We start from the raw sequence: 22281 nt of genomic DNA, 5'->3' as shown, positions 1-22281 counted from the left end.
GGACCATGCCAATCCACAATTGGAGCTTGTGTTTATCTCAGTTGGCCATTTATTTTGAAGGACGCTTAGACAGCGTACTCGATATTTAAGAATTTAAGCTGACACAGAATTTTGAACGTCCTCTATTGTAATTTAACTTTCTTATCTTCAATCATTAATGCGTTCAACCTACCGACAGTTTTTGATATCGCCGAATAATGTTTAACATTAAAAATATCTGCTAATGCCTGTAAATTTAATCCTGTTAAATCTTGGCATAATTTGAAAGGAAGGAAAGGGTCAAATCTTGACTTCACACATCAAACAATCTCGAAGTTTTTCGTATTGTAATTTAACTTTCTTATCTTCAATCATTAATGCGTTCAACCTACCGACAGTTTTTGATATCGCCGAATAATGTTTAACATTAAAAATATCTGCTAATGCCTGTAAATTTAATCCTGTTAAATCTTGGCATAATTTAATAGCAAACCAACGGGGTAAGTTTTTCTCTTTTCGCCCCTTTTTAACCGTTACGATACCACCTATCTCAATACTAAAGTGTTTAGCTACGTAAGCAATTACATCATCTGCTGAGTAATTTTTAATAACAAGCTTACTTTCACTATTTGATGTTGCAATATAGTCTTTTATGTTTTCAATAAAGTCCTCACAGCCCAGAACCGACAATAACTTTTTAGCATTATAAAAAGCGCTTATTTCTTTACTGTTTTCAAATTCCACAAACTGCTTATAAGCTGCATATTTACGCTTTTTATCTTGCAGCGAAAATACAAAATCTCGAACGAGCCATTTAGGCGTCGCTCCCCTTTTAATGAACGCTGAATAGCTAGACCATTTATACTTAGCTAGGTCATCTACCAACGGGGTGCTCGTTTCAATTGGGTTACGATGAATATACCGACTAACATGTAATAAGTAGTTATCAGCATCCACCAACACCGCTTTGTATCGCCCTCTAAACAGCGCACCATCTGTATTGTGTACTCTGTTAAAGTATTGAGTATAAAGGCCATTAATATGCTTCATGGCTCGGCCTAAATTAGCATCGGGGGTTTTGATTAGCAGGTGGTAATGATTGGTCATTAAACAATAAGAATGCACTTCAATATTAAAGCGAAGGCTTGCTTGCTCAATGCAATATAAAAAATACGTAAAGTCGTCATCGCTCAAAAAGGTATTTTCACGCCCTCTTCCACGATTCATGACATGATAAAACGCATTCTCATACTCTATTCGCAACGGCCTAGACATAGCAATTCACTTAATAAGCTGTAAACTATAAATCTAGACCATCAATGTACGAAGTCAAGATTTGACCCCTTATGACCCTTGACCCTTTATATGACCCTTTATATGACCCTTTATATGACCCTTTATATGACCCTTTAAATCTAGACCATCAATGTACGAAGTCAAGATTTGACCCCTTAAAATTAAAAAATTAATAGCGCGCATTATACGTTTAGCAATCACCATAAATGCTTGCCGATCTTTTAGCTTTTTAAGCCACTTGTCGAACTCGTCGGTTTTCTTGACATGGTATTTCATAAACCAAATGTAGCCCAAAGGCTACATTTGCACAATATTATTTAAATTACAGACGAGGTATTATAAAAACCAACAAGCAATATTTAACCTCTGTGCAGCGCGAAGCGCCTCTGAATTATCTGTGATGAAACTCACTTATCTCCCTAAAGGACGACATACAATTTAAGCCACACCAGGTTTCTTGACCTTTGTTTGCAAAACCAAGTGTTGCTACTTTTCAAACTCATCAATGATTTTGAAATATTTAATCCTCCTACCTTGCATTTACCTAAAAAGTGGACTTAATTTAAAAAGTAATGAAACGACAATTAAAAGGATTTTGAAATGACTAAACTCATCGTTATTATTGCTTGGTTACTTTTTTGTTCGCACACTTACGCGACAAATATTTTTCAGCTGAACTCACAATCTAAAAATACAGATTTAACCGATATTCAACCAAACCACCCACAATGGAATGCCAGCTCAATTTATGTAGCAGGTGATGTTGTGACTCATAACAACAGCTTATTTATTGCCGCTTTTTGGGTAAAAGGCATTGAACCGATAGAAAACCAGCCCCATTGGGATGGTTGGATTTGGCTGCAAAACACGGTGATCGAAAAGTGGCAAGCAAACAAAGTGTACCAAGGTGGCAACCTTGTAAAACACGGAACCGACTATTACCTTGCTCGCTATTGGAATGAGAATAACGAACCCGCCCCACACAGTAGCTGGCAACGTATTAAAGATTTATTTTATCTAACCCCAGAACTACCACCTGAACACCCTGACGACTATAAAACGTTAGACGGGATTGATCAAAATGACAACGGTATCCGCGATGATTATGAGCGCTATGTGTATGAAAAATTTGATTCCCCACAGCTTATCACCTTCAGTTTAGGTGCTGCTTCAACATTGCAACTGGTTATTGATATTGAGCAAGGGCGCATACCAAATTTAGATACTGAGATTGGTAAGCAGATTATTTTGGATTTTATAAATATTAGCTTCTGCACTGAAATGATACAGAATACGTTTCCTTCTTATCGCAACCCTAAACTGATGTACTTTAATACTATAGATAGGGCCTATGCTAATCGTAAAGCACAAAATAAAGCTCATGATCTAATTCCTTGGGATGACGACTTTCATCTAGATGCTGATATGTCTTGCACAATATTAGAGGAAGTAATGAAATGAAAATTTGCTTATTAATCACCCTAATATTTTTTATGCCAAAAGCACAGGCCGAATTCAATAGTCTTGATAGATATTGCTCAAAACAAATAGACCAGCTGCGCTTGTTCTACGTTAATGGTATGTTTACTAGCTCGGATGACTTTCGAAAAAATTTAGCTTGGTTAGATAATTTTCAAGATACTAAATTAGGTAAATACCTTAAAGGTAGGAAACCAACAGGCAGCTATAACAAAGATGAAGACCTTCATATGCAAATATATGAAGTGGCAAAACAAAAATATGGCGATTTATCCCCTTTTTCAAACAAGTACCACCTCATTACTGCAATAGTCGGTGGTACCGTCGACTCTCTTTCTCAGGAAAATATAGCCCATGTTGAATCTGTAATTGAAGAAGTATTTTCAGATGTAACTTATTCAAAGTTAAATGATACTGATTATAGGAATGCCTATCAAAAGCTGCTGTTTCAAATGCATTCTTGTAACCGTATTATTCTTATTGGCCACTCACAAGGTAACTTCTATACCAATACACTTTTTGAAGACATTATTTCGAATTATCAATACACAGATGGCTATTACGCGTCAGATTACTCCTTAGTTGGTTTAGCTTCTATTGCAACGCCAACCAGCTCTCTAGGCGGTAATTTAGGAGAAGAGTACGCACACCTGATTTCACACCTCACATTAGATCAAGATGAAATAATGCGAGCTGTGAGAGTTTTATTCGGGAGCTTACCATCAAACTTTTCAATGTCTTCTTTATTTGATAATACAGGACATGGTTTGATCGGTTCTTATATACGTAATGATAATGTGGCAACAAAGATCAGCGAAGGAGTTAAAGCTTCTATTTTAAACCAATCCCCTTTCCCCTTGTTTGAACAACACCCTGTAAATTCAGATGCTTTTTCACACATAGGCTATTCAACGATCAATAAAATCCTTGATCTGAAGTTTGAAGCAGGAAGTGTTTATCGTTATTACAATATACCCATCTTATTATGGGATAAGCTGTATTACTCAACATCAATGGGGAAGGTTTTTAATGATAATATTCGAGGTCAATACCCTTTTGATAAGCTAGATATGGACAGTATGACTTACCTAAAAATCACATCACTTGAACCAGTTGCAAAAGTTGAAAAATAACTAACCATTGTACTAGAAATAAAAAAGGGTGAGCCACGAAGCTCACCCTTTTCAATAATTATCGTTTGGGAATCGCGATTGGATTCCCAATCTATAATTATCATTCCCAAACTATAATAACTCTGATCACATCAAAATTTAATCACGATATGTCTCTACCGCTGGGCATGAACAAACTAGGTTACGGTCGCCGTATACGTCATCGATACGCGTTACTGTAGGCCAGAATTTGTTTTTAGCCACTGCAGGTACTGGGAATGCAGCGTAGAAGCGGTCGTATGCTCTGTCCCACTCGTTACCAAGTACGTCAGCTTGTGTATGCGGTGCAAACACTAGCGGGTTGTTTTCGATAGACCATTCGCCAGAGATTACTTTGTCGATTTCGCCTTTGATTGACACCATTGCTTCGATGAAACGGTCGATCTCAACTTTAGACTCAGATTCAGTTGGCTCAACCATTAATGTGCCAGCTACTGGGAACGACATAGTTGGTGAATGGAAACCGTAATCTTGTAGGCGCTTAGCCACGTCCATTTCAGTGATGCCTGACGCTTCTTTAAGTGGGCGTAAGTCAACAATACATTCGTGAGCAACACGATTGTTGCGACCACGGTATAAAATAGGGAAGTGCTGGCTTAACTCGTGCGTTAAGTAGTTAGCATTCACAATAGCCATTTCAGTGGCTTGTTTAAGGCCTTCGCTGCCCATCATGGTGATGTAAGCCCATGAGATAGGTAAAATAGCTGCTGAGCCATAAGGTGCTGCTGATACTGCGCCGTTGCCTACATTAGTGCCAGGTACGTTAATTACGCTGTGGTTAGGCATAAATGGCGCTAGGTGTGATTTAACACCGATTGGGCCAACACCTGGGCCACCGCCACCGTGTGGAATACAGAACGTTTTATGCAGGTTTAAGTGCGATACGTCTGAGCCGATAGAACCTGGGCTAGTAACACCTACTTGGGCGTTCATGTTTGCGCCATCCATGTAAACTTGGCCGCCGTGCTGGTGCACGATGTCGCAAATTTCACGGATTGTTTCTTCGTATACGCCATGCGTAGACGGGTATGTGATCATGATACATGATAGGTTTTCTGATACTTCTTCAGCTTTTGCTTTAAGATCAGCCATATCAACGTTACCGTTTTTGTCGCAATCAACAACCACGATTTTCATGCTCGCCATTTGTGCAGATGCAGGGTTTGTACCGTGCGCTGAACTTGGGATCAAACATACATTACGGTGTGCATCGCCACGTGACTCATGGTATTTACGGATCGCGATTAAGCCAGCGTATTCACCTTGTGCGCCAGAGTTAGGCTGTAGTGATACGGCATCGTAACCGGTAATGTTAACCAACCAATCATGTAGTTCGTTAATCATGATTTGGTAACCTTCTGCTTGGTCTAGCGGGCAGAATGGGTGAAGGTTAGCGAACTCAGGCCACGTAATTGGGATCATCTCAGCAGTCGCGTTTAGCTTCATAGTACATGAACCTAACGAGATCATTGAGTGGTTAAGCGCTAAATCTTTGTTTTCAAGGCGCTTGATATAACGAAGCATCTCAGTTTCGCTGTGATACGAGTTGAAGTTCGGGTGCGTTAACACTTCATCATCACGTACTAGGCTTGCAGGAATAGACTCGCTTCCGTTTGCTTCAATGTCTGCTGCGATTGCATCAACACTTAAACCATGGCCTTCGCCTAATACGATATCGAAAAGTTCAGCTACGTCTGCGCGGGTTGTGGTTTCTGATACTGCAATTGAGTATTCGCCGTCATGGTTAGTTGCAAAGTTAACGCCGTTTGCAACTGCACGAGCTACTACGTCATCTTTGTTATCGCTAACAACAGTTAGAGTATCAAACCATGTGCTGTGCTTAAGTGCTACGCCTTTAGCTTGTAGGCCAGCAGCTAAAATATCAGCAAAACGATGAATACGCTGTGCGATTGTTTTTAAGCCTTGTGGACCATGGTACACCGCGTAAAATGCTGCCATGTTGGCAAGTAATACTTGCGCTGTACAAATGTTTGAATTGGCTTTGTCTCGGCGAATGTGTTGTTCACGCGTTTGCATTGCCATACGTAATGCATCGTTACCTAAACGGTCTTTAGATACACCAATGATACGACCTGGTAATGAGCGCTTGTACGAATCACGTGTTGCAAAGAATGCAGCGTGAGGACCACCGTAACCCATTGGTACACCAAAACGCTGGGCAGAACCAAGTACTACGTCAGCGCCTAGTTTACCCGGAGCTTTTAATAGTAATAAGCTCATGATGTCGGCTGCAACACAGGCAATCGCTTTTTTGCTTTGTACGCCAGCGATTAAATCTGTGATGTCTACCACTTCACCTGATGTTGACGGGTATTGGAATAACGCACCAAAAATCTCGTGATTTACGGCATCAGCCGCAGGACCAACGACCACTTCAAAACCAAACTGGTCGGCACGCGTTGCAACTACGTCGATTGTTTGTGTGTGTACGTCATCAGCAATAAAGAAGATATTGGCTTTTTTAGCTTTAGATACACGCTTTGCAAGGCCCATTGCCTCAGCAGCGGCGGTTGATTCGTCAAGTAATGATGCACTTGCTAAATCAAGACCAGTTAGGTCTAGGGTCATAGTTTGGAAGTTAAGTAATGACTCTAAACGCCCTTGAGCAATCTCTGGTTGGTATGGAGTGTACGCTGTGTACCAACCTGGGTTCTCAAGTACGTTACGTAAAATTACGTGTGGTACGTGAGTTGGGTGGTAGCCTTGACCAATATAAGATTTGAACACTTTATTTTTATTGGCTACTGATTTTAAGTAGCTTAGTGTTTCAACTTCAGTGCGGCTTTCGCCCACTGTTAGGCCTTGCTCTAAGCGGATGCTTGCAGGTACAGTTTGACCGATCAGATCTTCAACACTCGATACTCCAAGAGCACTTAGCATATCGCTTACTTGTGCTGGGCTTGGCCCAATATGACGGCGAATAAAATCTTGCGTTTGCTCTAATTGTTCAAGAGATTTGGCGTTTGACATTTGTCCAGATTCCTATGATCCAAAAAATAAATGGTTATCACTAATGGGTAACTAGCAATAACTTAAAAGCTTTTTGATTTAGTGACTTACAATGTATGGAAAGGTAAGCGGTAAAATCATAAAAGCCCCGTTAGTACTGTGTATGACGGGGCTTTTAGTACGGCGATAACTAATTATTAGTCTTCGTCGATGGTGTTTGCATAGCCTTCAGCGTCAAGCAAGTTTCCAAGCTCAGACTCATCAGATGCTTTAATGCGGAATAACCAACCATCGCCGTAAGCGTCGTTGTTTACAGTTTCTGGTGCATCTTCAAGCTCTTCATTGATTGCAATGATTTCGCCACCGATTGGTGCGTAGATATCTGATGCTGCTTTAACAGACTCTGCAACTGCACAATCTTCGCCAGCGTCTACTTCGTCACCAACTTCTGGTAATTCAACGAAAACCATGTCGCCAAGAAGCTCTTGTGCATGCTCAGAGATACCTACAGTGAAAGTACCGTCACCTTCGTTGCGAACCCACTCGTGTGAAGAGGCATACTTTAAATCGCTAGGGATATTGCTCATGTGTTTGTTCCTTTGGTTCTATATTGGGTGATAACACCAAATTTTAATTAATACTTTAAAGTACTGACTTACCGTTACGTACAAAGCTTGGTTTAACTACTTTTACGTTAACTAATTTTTTACGCATTTCTACTTGGGCTGTCTCGCCTGTTGAACGTGGTACACGTGCAAGGGCAACACTAAAACCAAGTGTAGGTGAGAAAGTACCAGAGGTTATAACCCCTTCGCCACCTTCAACGATTACTTTAGAACCGCTACGCAATACGCCTTTTTCTTCAAGCACTAGGCCAACTAGTTTGTCAGTGCTTTTTTCTGCGCGTTGCTTAACTAATACATCACGACCGATAAAGTCACGATCTTCAGGTTCCCACGCAATAGTCCACGCCATGTTAGCTGCAAGTGGTGAAACGCTTTCGTCCATATCTAGGCCGTAAAGGTTCATGCCTGCTTCTAAACGTAGTGTGTCACGTGCGCCAAGACCTGCTGGTTTAACGCCTGCATCTAGCAGTTGTAGCCATAGATCAGCAGCTTGCTCGCTCGGTACTACAATTTCGTAACCGTCTTCGCCAGTATAGCCTGTTGTCGCAATAAATAAATCACCAACTTGCACACCAAAAAATGGCTTCATACCTTCAACGGCAGCTTGTTGATCCGCTGTTAAAAGAGTCGCTGTTTTTGCTTTAGCGTTAGGACCTTGTACTGCAATCATGGCAAACTCTGGGCGCTCAGTAACTGCAACGGCAAAATCAGCTGATACTTTAGCCATATGCGCTAAATCTTTTTCGCGCGTTGCTGAGTTAACCACTAAACGGTAATCAGTTTCAGAGAAGAAGTAGATGATAAGGTCGTCGATTACGCCGCCTTGTTCGTTAAGCATACCTGTGTATAAGGCTTTACCTGGAACAGTTAACTTAGCCACGTCGTTAGCAACTAATTTGCGTAAGAATGCTTGTGCTTGCTCGCCTTTAACATCCACAATCGTCATGTGCGATACGTCAAACATGCCAGCATCGGTGCGCACTGCATTGTGCTCTTCGATTTGCGAACCATAGTTGATTGGCATTTCCCAGCCGTGAAAATCAACCATTTTAGCGTTAGCTTCAAGGTGCTTTGCATGTAAAACTGTTTTAGAAGTCATAATATTCCTTCACTTTATAATTAACCCAATATTGGGCGTGGCCTCAATTTAATGAGGGGGAATAACATGGGCGGCGATTATACATAAGTTGTACTGCACTGACACCCAAATTGCGATTTGTTACTACAAACACGGTTTTAATACCGTGTTTTAAAAACTATTTAAGCAACCTCAGGCAGAGTTAAATCAAACCCGCGTTGCTGTAATGTTGCTTGGCATTTTGCAAGCGCTGGGGTTTTAGCCACCAGCTGAAAATACTGCTGAGATTGTTTATCAATGGCGGTAATAAATACCTCGCCACTTTGTGCACCGTAGCAGCTCGCTGCGTTTGATAAGCGCAAACCAGGGGTAAGCTTAAAAGCATCAATCAAAGTATCGAAAGCTTGCTCACCACATAAAGTTAATACCGATAAATCGCTGCGTACAACAAATTCAATATCGTAACGTAGTTGTTGCTCACAAATAAGTGACTGTAGTTGGACGCTGGCATCGCTATGTAAAACAAATCTAAATGCGGTCTCACTAAAGAAATACAAAGCAAAACTATAGGTGCTATTTAAGTCACCGTCTAACGTACCTTTGAGGCCCAAACCACTGGCGGTTAATTTATTTAAATCTAACCCTAAAATAGTCGTTAAAAATGGGATTGCTTCAGTGCCGCTAAAATCAATGACCACACTATTATTATCGGCCTGTAGCATATTGCTTTGTGGCGCATCTAGTTGGCTGTGACGAGCAAACATTATTGGAGTAAAAGTCATCGTTGACACCTATCAATCTATAGTCACAAAAGTATATTGCGGGTGGCGTGCAACAACAAATTGTAATTTCTTATCAATTGATAAATAATAATTATGTATTTAACCTGATAAATTGAATTTTTTTATATGAAGAATATTTCAACAGATGGATTACGCACCTTAATTACCGTGGTCGAGGTAGGTGGATTCGCCAAAGCGGGCGAATTATTAGGCCTTTCTCAACCTGCTGTGAGCTTACAAATTAAGCGCCTCGAAGACATGCTCGGCCATAAGCTATTTAAAAAACAAGGCCAGCGCCAAGTGCTTAACCAGTATGGTGAATTATTATTGCCAATGGCAAAACACATGCTGTTGCAAAACGACAGTATTTTACAGTTGTTTACCAAAGAGAACGTTACAGGCAAAGTAAGGTTAGGTATTCCCAGCGAATTTGCCGCGCGAATATTGCCCTCTATCATTGGCGATTTTATAGCGCTATATCCTGATGTTTCTTTAGAAGTTAAATCACGTTTGAGTAAACATTTACTCTCTGTGTCGCGTGAAGATCAATTTGATTTAGTATTGGCATTAAATGAGGATTTAAATTCTGAGAAGTTTCCTGTTTTTATGCAAGATCAACTTGTCTGGGTCGGTGATTTATCATTAGCGCAAAACGAAGTAGTTACGCTGGTTACCGCACCAGAAGGCTGTATTTACCGCCGCCGTGCTATAGAGGCGCTGCAAATGGCAGGGATAAAATACCGCATAAGTTATAGCAACGCTGATTTAACTGGCCTCACCGCAGCACTCAAAGAAGGCTTAGGCATTACCGTGCTTGCCAAAAGTACCGTGCCACATGAGTTAAATTATCAGCTTCATACTAAACATTTACCCGAGCTTGGTCGCATTGGTATTAGCTTAATAAACCGTGTAGAACACCCCGAACATGCGGTAGCTAAACTCGCTGAGTTTATCAGCCTGCGATTGAGTTAAGGCTCACGCGAGCGGTTAATTTTGAGTCCACAAAAAAACGGCATCACTTTACAGTCGATGCCGTTTTCTCTGTCGCTTAGGTAAGTTTAATTAGCCTAACTTAGCTAAGATAATATCTCTAAGTGCGTCATAGTCGTTATCAATATCTTGTGCTAAACATGGCTTAGCAAGTGCATCTGCAAGCGGTTTTGGCATATCAAGTTCAATATCTAAAATGTCTTCAACACTTTCTTTAAATTTAGCAGGGTGTGCAGTTGCTAAGAATATTCCGGCACTACCTGGGACTAAATCGGCTTTCAAACCTTGATAGGCAATAGCTGTATGTGGCTCAGCAATATACCCTGTTTTTTGAATTGCTTTCATTACTGCTTGGGTGTCGTTTTCATCAACACTGGTTGAATAAAAATTATCATAGCTGAACCAGTTGTTATCAAGCATGGTTTGCACGCGCGGCCAGTTATTAGGCTTGCTCACGTCCATTGCGTTTGACAGTGACTCGACTGTTGTATTAGGTGCCCAGTTTTTATCTGCAATAAAACGCGGCACTGTGTCATTTTGATTGGTTGTGGCGCTTAGTTTAGCAACGGGTAAGCCAATTACGGCACCGATCATCGCAGCACATACGTTACCAAAGTTACCACTTGGTACAGAAACATGCGCAGTCGCACGTTTTTCTTTTGGTAGCTGTGCGATAGCCTCAAAGTAATAACATACTTGTGCCACTAAACGACTAATATTGATTGAGTTAGCTGAGTTCAAGCCAAGACGTGTTTTTACTTCGTCATCTAAAAAAGCATTTTTTACCATGCTTTGACAATCATCAAAGCTGCCCTCTACCGCATAGCAATGAATGTTGTTGCCAAGGGTAGTAAATAGCTTTTGCTGAGCCAGTGAAATTTTGCCTTTAGGGTATAAAATGACTACGTCGATATTAGGCTTATTATAAAAAGCATGTGCCACAGCTGCACCAGTATCGCCTGAGGTCGCGGTCAAAATAGTGGTTTTTTCACCTTGGCTGAACTGCGCTAAACACTCCGCCATAAAACGCCCGCCAAAGTCTTTAAACGCAAGGGTTGGACCATGAAACAGCTCTAGACAATATACATTTTCTTCTACTTGGACCAATTTAACCGGAAAGTTAAACGCATTTTGCACCATTTGTGCAACAGTATCTGCTGGAAGTTCATCGCCAATCAGGTGCGATAAAATCGCTGAGCTACGGCTGACAAAATCCATCTCAAGCAAGGCATCAATATCTGCCATGGGCGCTAGTGATTCAGGAAAAAACACACCTTGATTACGGCCAAGACCTGTTTTAACGGCTTCAACAAACGACACTTTTTGCGTGTCGTCTTTTAAATTATGTAATTGCATTATTAGTTCCTTAAATTCTTATAACTGACGCGTGCCGGCATTATCAAGCTTACAGATATGGCAAAAGCCTTGTTCGTTTATATAATTGCTTTGTAGCCATTGCTCGCACTGTTTTGCAGCTTCAAGCGTTTTACACACAATAAATAACGTGGGGCCAGCTCCTGAAATACTGACTATTTCAGCACCTAGCTCAGGCAGCGCTGCTTTCGCTTCGCTAAACCCAGTGATCAGCGGCACACGGTGTGGCTCAGCTATTTCATCACTCATAATTGATAAAGCATCATCAAAACGGTTAGTTAGCAGTAGCGTGCTAAACGCCGATAAACGCTGCGCAAATTCTACGCTCGCATGCATGCTTAACTGTGTGGGTAACACCGAACGTGCCTTGGCTGTATTGAGTGAAAAACCAGGGAAAGCCGCCACGTAATACCAGTTATCATCGACAGGTAAACTAATCGATTTATCAGGGATTAGATCGCCCGTTAGCTGCAAGCCACCTAAGTAGCATGGGGTAATGTTGTCATAGTGACGACCGCCACTGACAATGGCTTCAAAATCAGCCATTAATTCAATTAGCTGAACTTGACTAAGCTTTGTATCAGCAAACTTATCAAGCGCTGCAAATGTGGCAACCACAGAACATGCACTTGATCCTAACCCTGAGCCAATTGGTAAGTTCTTTTTAAGTTCAAGCTTAACTGTAGGCATATTAGGTGCAACATGCTCACGAAAATGCACCAAGCATTGATACGCTAAATTTTCACTGGCATCACTTGGTAGCTTATGGGCATAGTCACCAGAGCAAATAAACTCATCAGCTGGCGCTGAGCTAACAGCAACTACATCCCCCAATAAAGTCCCATCAATCGGTGCAAGCGCAGCACCTAAAGCATCAAACCCTACCGCAAAGTTACCGATAGAAGCCGGCGCGTATACTTCAATCATAGCCCTCTCCTATCGAGACAATGTTTTTAAGATATCTGCAAATACGCCTGCGGCTGTTACAGCAGAGCCCGCACCATAACCACGAATTACAAATGGACGTGGCTGGTAGTACTCACTCAAAATTGCTAATGCGTTTTCACCGTCACGAATAACACTCAATGCGTGGCTTGAATCTACAGCCTCAATACCAACTTTGCAGTGACCTTGTTTAATTGTGCCAACATAACGTAGTACTTTGCCTTCGCTTGCTGCACTTTGAATACGATCATTAAAGGCGGCATCTAAACTCGGCAGTTTAGCCATAAAGTCATCAACACTGTCACCTTGTGCAAACCCTTCAGGTAGCACAGATTCCACTTCGATATCGCTTAGCTCTAGTTTTAACCCTGCTTCTCGGGCAATGATTAATAGTTTTCGCGCAACATCAGTGCCTGATAAGTCATCACGTGGATCTGGCTCAGTAAAGCCGTTTTCTTTCGCTTTTACCGTTGCTGCTGATAGTGATAAGCCGTCTTCTAACGCACCAAACATGTACGACAGAGAACCAGATAAAATACCACTAAATTCAAGAAGCTCATCTCCAGCACCAAATAGTGACTGCAAATTATCAATAACCGGAAGGCCTGCACCTACGTTTGTCTCATATAAAAATTTACGGTTATTTTTTTGTGTTGCGCTGATTAAGTCTTGGTAATATGTATATGAACTGGTAGTCGCTTTTTTATTAGCCGCAACCACGTGGAAGCCAGCATTTAAAAAGTCGACATACTGCGCAGCTAAAGCATCCGAAGATGTACAGTCAACCAACACTGGGTTGATTAAATGATTTTGCTTTACAAATTGCTCAACCAGTTTTAGATCAAACGCTTGTTCTGATGCCGCAAGCTTTTGTTGCCAATCTCCAAATTGCACCCCTTCACTATCTAAATGAAGTTGACGAGAGTTCGCTACACCGTACAAATTAAGTTTAATGTTACGTTTTTCAAGCCATGCTTGTTGACGCTCAAGTTGTTGAATTAGCTCTTGACCAACTAAGCCGCAGCCAAGTAAAAATACATCAATTGATGGGATATGAGTAAAGAAGTTTTCGTGACACACTTTAACTGCATCGTTACACAACTCACCGTCGATAACCGCTGAGATAGCACTTTCTGTTGAGTCTTGTGCAATGGCAACAATGTTTACTTGTGCTTGCGCTAAAGAGGCAAAAAACTTAGCTGCTAAGCCTTTGTGCGCTCGCATATTGTCACCTACAAGGGTAACAATCGCTAAATTGCGCTGTACTTGTACTGGTTCGATTAAGCCCGCTTGTGACTCTAGCTCAAAGGCCGTTTGTAAAGCTTCAAGTGCAAGGGATAAATCTGATTCATGAACGCAGAAACTGATACTAAATTCACACGATGATTGCGTGATTAATACAATAGACACGTTATCATGAGCAAGGGCATTAAATACCTTTGATGCCATGCCAACCTTGCCTTTCATACCTGGGCCAGACACCGTTAACATCGCAAGTTCTTGTAAACTAGACAGTGCTTTTACTGGTTCATCTGATGAGTAATCGTTACCAATCAATGAGCCTTGCGCATCAGGGTTATGAGTATTTTTAATCTCACACGGAACACCCGCTTTAGCGCATGGTAAAATTGTTTTAGGGTGAAGTACTTTGGCACCAAAATAAGACAACTCCATCGCTTCTTTATAAGAAAGATAGTCAACTTTAGTGGCTTTTTTGATATAACGAGGATCGGCATTATAAACGCCATCTACATCGGTCCAGATTTGACACACATCAGCTTCAAGGCATGCAGCGGCTATTGCTGCTGAATAATCAGAGCCATTACGGCCAAGTGTTGTAAGCTCACCTTGATCATTACTTGCAGTAAAGCCTGGCATGATATAAATACTGGCTGGGCTTTCTTTTAATGCAGCTTGAAAACGTACTTTGCTCGCAGCTAAGTCAGCTTCAGCATCAATATGACCACCCGTAGATGCAATACATGCTGTTGCTTCTAAATAACGCGCATTATGTGAACTGAGTAAACACTGCATTAATGACACACTGACACGCTCGCCAAAACTAATTACATAGGCACGCACTTCATCGGGGCAACATTTTATAAGTTTTACGCCGGCAAGCTTGTTCGCTAATTCGCTTAAATCAGGCCAGTTTTCGACTTGGCCAAAATCTGCTTCTACAGCGCTTTTTAAGCTTTCACAGCGTGCTGTTAATGCTTGCCACTGCTCACTGTAATCAAGTCCTTGCTCTGCACTACTTGCTAGTGCGACAAGTGAATCAGTCATACCACCAGGTGCGGATAGTACCAATAACATTTCATCTTTTAGTTGTGCTTTGACCAACTGAGCTACCTGTTGTAAACACGCAAAGTCGGCAAGTGATGACCCGCCAAATTTTAATACTCGCATTTTTATGTTTCCTCATCCCATAAAACGAAAAAAGGCCTGTGTTCTTAGTGAACACAGGCCTTTAAATTTGTTGCACCGACCTATGCCACTATCCAGTAAGAATGGTGGTTGTAATAATAATGGTCAGTACTTGATTATTTGTTTTCATAGCCTTAAGACTGCCTTAAAGATGGCTATTCTGTCAACCCTAAATTAAAAGATAAATTATGCTTGTTGGTTATTTAGCAATCTAGTGGATGCCAAATTTATGCAAAATTTTATTTAACTTTGATTTTTCTATCGGCTTATTGATAAAGTCAATTGCCCCTAACTTTGCCACACGCTGCTTCATTTGTGTTTGGATATCAGCAGAAATCACTAATACAAAGCACTCTATTTTTTGCATCTTGATTGCTTCTAGCACCTGTACACCATCTACCTCAGGCATAGTTAAATCAAGGCAAACCAAGTCGAAACAATGCTCTTGTAACAACATTAATGCCTCTTTGCCGTTCTTTGCCTGCATAATATCTGCTTCAATACACTCATTTAAACAGCGAACAACCTGCTTACGTGCTACAGTTGAGTCATCACATACTAATATTGAAAAATTCATACCATTAACAACTAGATTAAGAATAAAAAAGTTAATGAGTGAGTTTGCTACTCATTTTAATTTAACCAGAGTTCAGGTTAATTTACTAAACGACAGTGATTTTATAACACAAATAATCAAGCTAGATAAGCTTAAGTTTTTGCTAAAAAAGAATATTTGCTATGTTTATTGACTAAAAAGTGATTCTTTTATTTATTTTTATATCTTTATTAGCTAACTTTAGAAGCAAGCATAACTTATTGTAATTGCCATCAAGGAGCTATGGACAGTCCATGCTACAAACAAGCCTCTCTAAAAAGCTATTGACCAGCGTATTATCAGTCTACTTTTTACTTACATTTGTAGTCACTTGTGGCCAAGTTATTGCAGAATACGTAAACACAAAAGATTATATTCGTGACGAGCTTACAACACTACAAAAAACCTTTAGTCGCAGCTTAACCCGTGCAATATGGGAGCTAAACACAAAGCAAACAATTACCACCGCTGAAGGTCTACTCGCCATTCCAATGATTGAAGGCATTATAGTACGCGATGACAGCGGTGAAATAATTTCTCAACTTGGTCGTTCATTAGATATTCGCGAACTATACAGCCAACAACTTGTGCAAGAAGAAGCTATCATTGAAGACACACCGTCAGGTTTATTTGGTTATACCTTTCCGCTTATTTTTGAATTTTCTGGCCGCGCAACTCAAGTGGGTGATGTGACATTATTTTCCAGCCGAGAAGTTGTTTTTAGCCGCATTATGATCTCAATTTACTTTTTAATTGGTAATGCGATGATCAAAACCACGTTCTTAATTATTTTATTTTTAATGGCATTTAGAAAGTTACTAACTGAGCCTCTAGATCAATTAACAGAGCAAATTGAAGATCTTGAACTTAATGATCTCGAAGGCCAACACATCAACATCGAAACCACTGAGCATAACGAGCTTAAAGTGATGGAGCAGTCTTTTAACAAGTTAATTGATAAAGTAGTGCAATACCGTAAAGAGCTCGAACACACACAAAAAGAGTTATTAATTAGTAACGAAAAACTCGATCAACACAACCTGCAATTAGAGCAAGAAGTCGCACGTAAAACCTCGAACCTTAGCCAAGCAATGATGGATCTACAGCAACAAAAATATGAGCTTGAAAAGCAAAAGCTAACGCTCACTGAAGAAGTAGATTTACGCCGTCATACTGAGCAAGAGTTACTAACAAAACAAAAAGAAATGCAGCGTTATGTGGATGAGTTGAACATTGCTCAAGAGCGGTTAGTTGGCTCTGAAAAAATGGCCGCTTTAGGCGGTTTGGTGGCTGGTATTACCCACGATATTAATACCCCTGTTGGCATAGGTGTAACGGCGACCTCATTTTTGCAAGAGCGCTTAATGCAAATAGAGGCCGCTTATAAAGATAAAACTTTGTCGCCTAAAGCATTAGAAGAGTTTATTAATGACGCCAAACAAAGTACCAGCTTATTGACTAGTAACCTAGATAGAGCCTCAGAGCTTGTTGCTAGCTTTAAACAAATTGCGGTGGACCAAGCCAGTGAAGCTGTTAGAACCATTAATTTTAAAGAATATTTGGGCGAAGTGATTCGCTCACTGCACCCAAAAATTAAAAATACCAGCCACCATATCAATTTAGATTGCCCGGAAGATCTTACTCTCAACCTACCTGCCGGTGCGATCAGTCAAATATTTACTAACTTGATCATGAACTCACTTATACATGGCTTTGATGGTGTAAATAATGGCGTTATTGATATTCTAATCAAAGATGACGATAGCCAGGTTATTATCGACTTTAAAGACAATGGCAATGGGGTGAGCGAGCAACAACTCGAAAAATTATTTGACCCATTTTTTACCACTAAACGTGATCAAGGTGGCAGTGGTTTAGGCACCCACATTACATTTAACTTAGTTAAGCAAACTTTAAGCGGTGAAATTGAAGCTTCAAGTTCACCTGGCAACGGCTTGCACTACCATATTAGCTTTCCTAAGAACATGCCAAAGCCACTCTCTATCTTCAATAATTAACGACATTTTAAGTTTAGGTTAATGCTTGGCTTAATTGCTGAGCATTAACTAAATCAGCCATTTCAGCATCCGGTTTTTATTGCTATGATTGAGCAAATTTACCAAATGGATCAATCCCCCTATGTGGTTTAGTAACCTTATTTGTTACCGCTTTAAACAAGACGTTTCATACACGCAAGAAGATTTCGATAACGCCCTAGAGCAAGATGTGTTTCGCCCTTGTGGCAGCCAAGATTTAAGTACCTTTGGCTGGACTAAGGCCTTTGGTAAGCATGGCGAGTCACTGTCTCATTTTTCACAAAAAAGCATTTTAGTGTGCGCCAAGCGCGAAGAGAAGGTTTTACCTGCGGCAGTCGTAAACGAAATGGTTGCTGAAAAAATAGAGCAAATAGAAGCTGAAGAAAACCGCCCTGTTAAGAAAAAAGAAAAAGACGAATTAAAAGAAAACATTCTTCACACCTTATTACCACAAGCTTTCAAAAAATCGAGCTTACAATTTGCCTTTATCGACCAAGAAAACGGCTGGGTCGTTGTAAACAGTGGTAGTTTCAATAAAGCTGAAGAATTATTAGCACTATTACGTAAATCACTTGGCACACTACCTGTTGTTCCTGCGTTTGCTAACTATGATTTAGACGTATTTTTAACTGATTGGCTAACTAACTTCAGTACCCCTGAAGGCTTTGCTATAGGCTCTGATGCAGAGCTTGAAGAGGCTGATGACAGTGGCGCACAAGTAAAATTAAAAGGGCATGACTTAGCGTGTGATGAAGTTAAATCACACCTTGAGAGCGGAAAGCGTGTAACCAAGCTGGCCCTTGATTGGCAAGAACGCCTTAAGTTTATGCTACAGAATGACGGCTCAATAAAACGCTTAAGCTATTCTGAAACACTCAAAGAAGAAAACGCTGATATTCCAAAAGAAGACATGATAATTAAGCTCGATGCGGACTTTATTCTTGCTTCAGAAGAAATCAAGCAAATGCTAGAAGAGTTAACATCTGGCTTAGGTGATGCTGAAGATTTAGCTTAATAGCCAAAAAGCAAAAAAGCGCCAAGTTTGGCGCTTTTTACTTATCCTGCAATCAGGCTTTAACTAAAAACAGATTTCACATCATCAAGCATGTCATTGTATTCATCTGAGGCAAATATCTCTAACGATGGAATAACACCTTTATCGATATACATCTGTAGCGCAGCCGACTTATCTGATACTTGTAAAATCCCTTCCATAATTGCACCAATACGAATGAAATCAACATAGCAAATATGTTCAGGGCGATAGTTCGGATTAGCCCAACTTTCAGCAACTTCTACAAATTCGTCAGTAAAATCCCACGCACGCATAATGGCTCCACCCACTTTGCCACTGAGCTTTTGAATCGCATGAGCTAAAAAGCTTGGGTTTGCAAATACTTCAGGATGGCGCTCAGCCTCAGTTAAAATAGGTAGTACACCAATATTATAAACTAATGATGCCAGTGTAATAGTGTCTCGATTCAGCGATGTCTGTTTGTTCTCTTTTAAAAAGAACTCCATCAGTGAAATTGAATGGCACGCCACTTTAAGTGTTTTCTGCCAGGCTTTATCCATGTAGCCTTTAATAAGCTCGTTGTTTGATACAAAAAGCTGTTCCATCGCCATGGCTGTAGCAATATTTTTAATTTGCCTCAGGCCAATTCGCGTAACCGCTTGGTTTAAATTAGTTACCTTAACTGAGCGTCCCATAAACGCACTATTGGCAACTTTGATCATACGTGCCGCTAGTGCTGGGTCGTGAGAGATCACGTCAGCCATTTGCGCTAAATTAACGTCAGGATCGTCTGCGGCTTGACGAACACGCACTGCAACTTCTGGCAGCGTTGGTAACACTAAAGTGTCGTTATTTATTCGGTCAACCAAAATGGTTAAAAGTGCGTTTTCTGTTGACATAGATGTGCCATCCTTTTGTAGTGCTTTACTTATTATGCAGAGCTATGGAATGTATATTTATTATAGCTACAGTATTGTCTAACTTACCGCTAAAGTTAAGGAAATTACACAAATTATCTATGATTTATTTTTTTAGTGGCGATCTCTACTCAGTCCTTATTGAGTAAAACGCAGTAAACTTGCTATTTGCGCGAAAGATTTGCTTTAATGCATGCACAAGCGAGCGAACAACCATCTTCTATTGGTTGTTGATTTATAACTTCACTTTTAACAGGCAACAAAATGACTCTTAACAAAATAAGCCAAGCACTGGTTTTTTGCGGTGCAGCTTTTCTTAGTGCATGTTCAGAACAAGCCGTTACACCTAAAACAGACGCAGCCGTTGTAGCAAAGGCCCCTGCCACAGCCGATTCTCCACAGCTAATTAATGCCGATACCGATCGCTTAGCTATTTACACTGATTTTAGTTTAACGACTGATCTTTCTCACTTAAGCGAAAATCAAAAAGCCATGATTGCAAAGCTAATCGATGCATCAAAAGTTATGGATGAGCTATTTTGGCGTCAAGCATTTGGTGAAGACAAGGCCAGCTTTTTGGCAAAAATTAATGACCCACAAGTGCAAAAGTTTGCAGACATTAACTATGGACCTTGGGATCGTTTAAATGGCGACCAAGCTTTTTTATCTGGTTATGATGAAAAATCACCTGGCGCGCAGTTCTACCCTGCTGATATTACAAAAGAAGAATTAAACAGCTCTGATGTTGAAGACAAAAATGGCCTTTACTCAGTTGTTAAGCGTGATGAAAACGGCAAACTTTATACCGTTTCGTATTCTGTAGAATACGCACAAGCACTAGAAAAAACAGCAAACCTACTACGTGAAGCGAGTAAACTAGCCGACGATAAAGAGTTTGCTAATTACTTATCTTTGCGCGCTGATGCTCTTTTAAGTGATGAATATCAAGCGTCTGACTTCGCGTGGATGGATATGAAAAATAACCCGATTGATGTGGTTATTGGCCCAATCGAGACATATGAAGATCAATTATTTGGCTCACGTGCGGCATTTGAATCTTATGTACTTGTTAAAGACTTAGCCTGGAGTGAGCGCTTAGCTAAGTTTGCAGCCTTTTTACCTGAATTACAAAAAGGCCTACCTGTTGATGAAAAATACAAACAAGAAGTGCCTGGCTCAGACGCCGATTTAAACGCTTATGACGTGGTTTATTACGCAGGTCACTCAAATGCGGGTAGTAAAACCATTGCAATCAACCTACCAAATGACGAACAAGTACAGCTTGAAAAAGGCACTCGTCGTTTACAACTAAAAAACGCAATGCGTGCTAAATTTGATAAAATTTTAGTGCCTATTGCTGAGCAGTTAATTGTGCCAGAGCAACGTAAGCACATTACTTTTGATGCATTTTTTGCTAATACCATGTTCCACGAAGTTGCTCATGGTTTAGGCATTAAAAACACCATCACAGACAAAGGAACTGTTCGCCAGTCTTTACAAGAGCATGCTAGCGCACTTGAAGAAGGTAAAGCGGATATCCTTGGCTTATACATGGTTGAGCAATTACTTAAAAAAGGCGAGATCACTCAAGGTACTCTTGAAGATTACTACACCACGTTTATGGCGGGTATTTTCCGTTCAGTTCGTTTTGGCGCATCAAGTGCTCATGGTAAAGCAAACATGATTCGCTTTAACTTTTTTGCACAAGAAGGTGCATTCTCAAAAAATGAGCAAGGCCTTTACCGTGTAAACATGGAAAAAATGGGGCAGGCAATGGCTAAGCTATCTAACCTTATTTTGACCTTACAAGGGGATGGTGATTATGAAAAAGTTGATCAACTAATTGCTACTCATGGTGATATCAAAGCCGAACTTGCTAAAGACTTAGAAAAACTAAGCCAAGCAAATATTCCAGTCGATGTTACCTTTAAGCAAGGTAAAGACGTTTTAGGGCTTTAATAAATTTAAAAGAGTTACAGCCTGCGCTGTAACTCTTTTATACATAAAGAATGAGCGAGTTCAACTCCGCTCATTTTTTAATGTTGATTACTTATAACATTACGTACTACTGGCTCAAGACTTTTTAATCCCCAGCTTTTACCCTCGTCAATAGAGGCCTCTAAATTTTGGCCGCTTTCATAAGCAGCAATAGCCATTAACGCACCGACTCGATTGCTACTAGCGCAATGAACTAACACAGCCTCTCCTTGTTTTTGCATCAATAGTTGAGTTAATAACCGCGCATTCTCCACATTGATGTCTTTGGCGCCTGTAATAGGCAGAGCGACATAATTCATATTTAAGCTGTTAACTAGTGCTTTTTCATCCCAATCTTGTTCGCTTTGTCCACGCAGGTTAATTACATGCTTAATACCTTCATGCGCTAACGCCTCAAACTGCTCAATGCTTGGTTGACCGGCTGAATACACCTGCCCTGCATGAGGTGTTAAGTTAGCGACTCCAATATTGTCAATCGCTTGAAAATCGCCGTGCACTGACGAGCCAATACTCGCTTGTTCTTCAGTGACAGCTAAAGTGCTATAAGATAATGATAATAAGAATAAACTTGTGAAAAATGATTTTAAAAGCTTCATATAATT

17 protein-coding genes are annotated in these 22281 nt (G+C 40.5%); 6 read left to right on the top strand and 11 right to left on the bottom strand.

The window, feature by feature from the left end:
- Positions 1–279: 279 nt before the first annotated feature.
- On the bottom strand, positions 280–1254 hold the full coding sequence (locus AAEU30_RS19095; RefSeq protein WP_421961912.1) for a transposase: 975 nt from the start codon (positions 1252–1254) through the stop codon (positions 280–282).
- A gap of 621 nt (positions 1255–1875) precedes the next feature.
- On the opposite strand from AAEU30_RS19095, the gene AAEU30_RS19090 reads away from it, so the two are divergent.
- Positions 1876–2736, top strand: a complete 861-nt coding sequence (locus AAEU30_RS19090; RefSeq protein ID WP_421961911.1) for a chitodextrinase — start codon at positions 1876–1878, stop codon at positions 2734–2736.
- Positions 2733–3887: a KTSC domain-containing protein gene (locus tag AAEU30_RS19085; protein WP_421961910.1), complete on the top strand. Its 1155-nt coding sequence runs from the start codon at positions 2733–2735 to the stop codon at positions 3885–3887. The genes AAEU30_RS19090 and AAEU30_RS19085 overlap by 4 nt, the downstream gene beginning before the upstream one ends.
- 138 nt (positions 3888–4025) lie before the next feature.
- On the opposite strand, the gene gcvP is transcribed toward AAEU30_RS19085, so the two are convergent.
- The 4 genes from gcvP to AAEU30_RS19065 form a co-directional block, all read right to left on the bottom strand.
- Positions 4026–6917 carry an aminomethyl-transferring glycine dehydrogenase gene (gene gcvP, locus AAEU30_RS19080; protein WP_421961909.1) on the bottom strand — a complete coding sequence of 964 codons (2892 nt, stop codon included), beginning with the start codon at positions 6915–6917 and terminating at the stop codon, positions 4026–4028.
- Between the two features lie 176 nt (positions 6918–7093).
- Positions 7094–7483 (bottom strand): glycine cleavage system protein GcvH, encoded by a 390-nt coding sequence (gene gcvH, locus AAEU30_RS19075; RefSeq protein WP_421961908.1) that lies wholly within the window; start codon positions 7481–7483, stop codon positions 7094–7096.
- A 55-nt stretch (positions 7484–7538) separates the two neighbouring features.
- On the bottom strand, positions 7539–8621 hold the full coding sequence (gene gcvT / locus AAEU30_RS19070) for a glycine cleavage system aminomethyltransferase GcvT (protein ID WP_421961906.1): 1083 nt from the start codon (positions 8619–8621) through the stop codon (positions 7539–7541).
- A gap of 161 nt (positions 8622–8782) precedes the next feature.
- Entirely contained in the window at positions 8783–9382 is a 600-nt protein-coding gene (locus AAEU30_RS19065) for a hypothetical protein (RefSeq protein ID WP_421961904.1), read from the bottom strand.
- A gap of 126 nt (positions 9383–9508) precedes the next feature.
- On the opposite strand from AAEU30_RS19065, the gene AAEU30_RS19060 reads away from it, so the two are divergent.
- A complete protein-coding gene (locus AAEU30_RS19060; protein ID WP_087532387.1) occupies positions 9509–10354 on the top strand; it encodes a LysR family transcriptional regulator in 846 nt (281 codons plus the stop codon).
- 90 nt (positions 10355–10444) lie between these two features.
- Here AAEU30_RS19060 and thrC read toward each other — a convergent pair whose 3' ends face one another.
- The 4 genes from thrC to AAEU30_RS19040 all read right to left on the bottom strand — a co-directional run bounded on the left by thrC (position 10445) and on the right by AAEU30_RS19040 (position 15695).
- Complete coding sequence (gene thrC, locus AAEU30_RS19055; protein WP_421961903.1) at positions 10445–11728, bottom strand: threonine synthase; 1284 nt, start codon at positions 11726–11728, stop codon at positions 10445–10447.
- A gap of 18 nt (positions 11729–11746) precedes the next feature.
- On the bottom strand, positions 11747–12673 hold the full coding sequence (thrB, locus tag AAEU30_RS19050; protein ID WP_421961902.1) for a homoserine kinase: 927 nt from the start codon (positions 12671–12673) through the stop codon (positions 11747–11749).
- Positions 12674–12682: 9 nt separating this feature from the next.
- Entirely contained in the window at positions 12683–15100 is a 2418-nt protein-coding gene (gene thrA, locus AAEU30_RS19045; RefSeq protein ID WP_421961901.1) for a bifunctional aspartate kinase/homoserine dehydrogenase I, read from the bottom strand.
- A gap of 229 nt (positions 15101–15329) precedes the next feature.
- Positions 15330–15695, bottom strand: a complete 366-nt coding sequence (locus AAEU30_RS19040) for a response regulator (RefSeq protein WP_421961900.1) — start codon at positions 15693–15695, stop codon at positions 15330–15332.
- A 272-nt stretch (positions 15696–15967) separates the two neighbouring features.
- Between AAEU30_RS19040 and AAEU30_RS19035 the strand changes: the two genes are divergently transcribed.
- Together AAEU30_RS19035 and rdgC are read left to right on the top strand one after the other, a co-directional pair.
- Positions 15968–17731, top strand: coding sequence for a sensor histidine kinase (locus tag AAEU30_RS19035; RefSeq protein ID WP_421961899.1), 1764 nt, complete (start codon positions 15968–15970; stop codon positions 17729–17731).
- A 121-nt stretch (positions 17732–17852) separates the two neighbouring features.
- Positions 17853–18764, top strand: a complete 912-nt coding sequence (gene rdgC, locus AAEU30_RS19030; protein ID WP_290210646.1) for a recombination-associated protein RdgC — start codon at positions 17853–17855, stop codon at positions 18762–18764.
- A gap of 59 nt (positions 18765–18823) precedes the next feature.
- Here the strand turns inward: rdgC and AAEU30_RS19025 are convergent, their stop codons facing one another.
- A complete protein-coding gene (locus AAEU30_RS19025; protein ID WP_421961898.1) occupies positions 18824–19663 on the bottom strand; it encodes an HDOD domain-containing protein in 840 nt (279 codons plus the stop codon).
- Positions 19664–19945: 282 nt separating this feature from the next.
- Between AAEU30_RS19025 and AAEU30_RS19020 the strand changes: the two genes are divergently transcribed.
- Complete coding sequence (locus AAEU30_RS19020) at positions 19946–21640, top strand: DUF8614 domain-containing protein (protein ID WP_421961897.1); 1695 nt, start codon at positions 19946–19948, stop codon at positions 21638–21640.
- A gap of 77 nt (positions 21641–21717) precedes the next feature.
- On the opposite strand, the gene AAEU30_RS19015 is transcribed toward AAEU30_RS19020, so the two are convergent.
- Entirely contained in the window at positions 21718–22275 is a 558-nt protein-coding gene (locus AAEU30_RS19015; RefSeq protein WP_421961896.1) for a fused DSP-PTPase phosphatase/NAD kinase-like protein, read from the bottom strand.
- Between the last annotated feature and the right edge of the window lie 6 nt (positions 22276–22281).

It is taken from the genome of Pseudoalteromonas mucoides, assembly GCF_049257175.1.
Lineage (GTDB): Bacteria > Pseudomonadota > Gammaproteobacteria > Enterobacterales > Alteromonadaceae > Pseudoalteromonas.
Note: the sequence above shows the minus strand (reverse complement) of the source record. Positions and strands in the feature narration are given on the sequence as shown.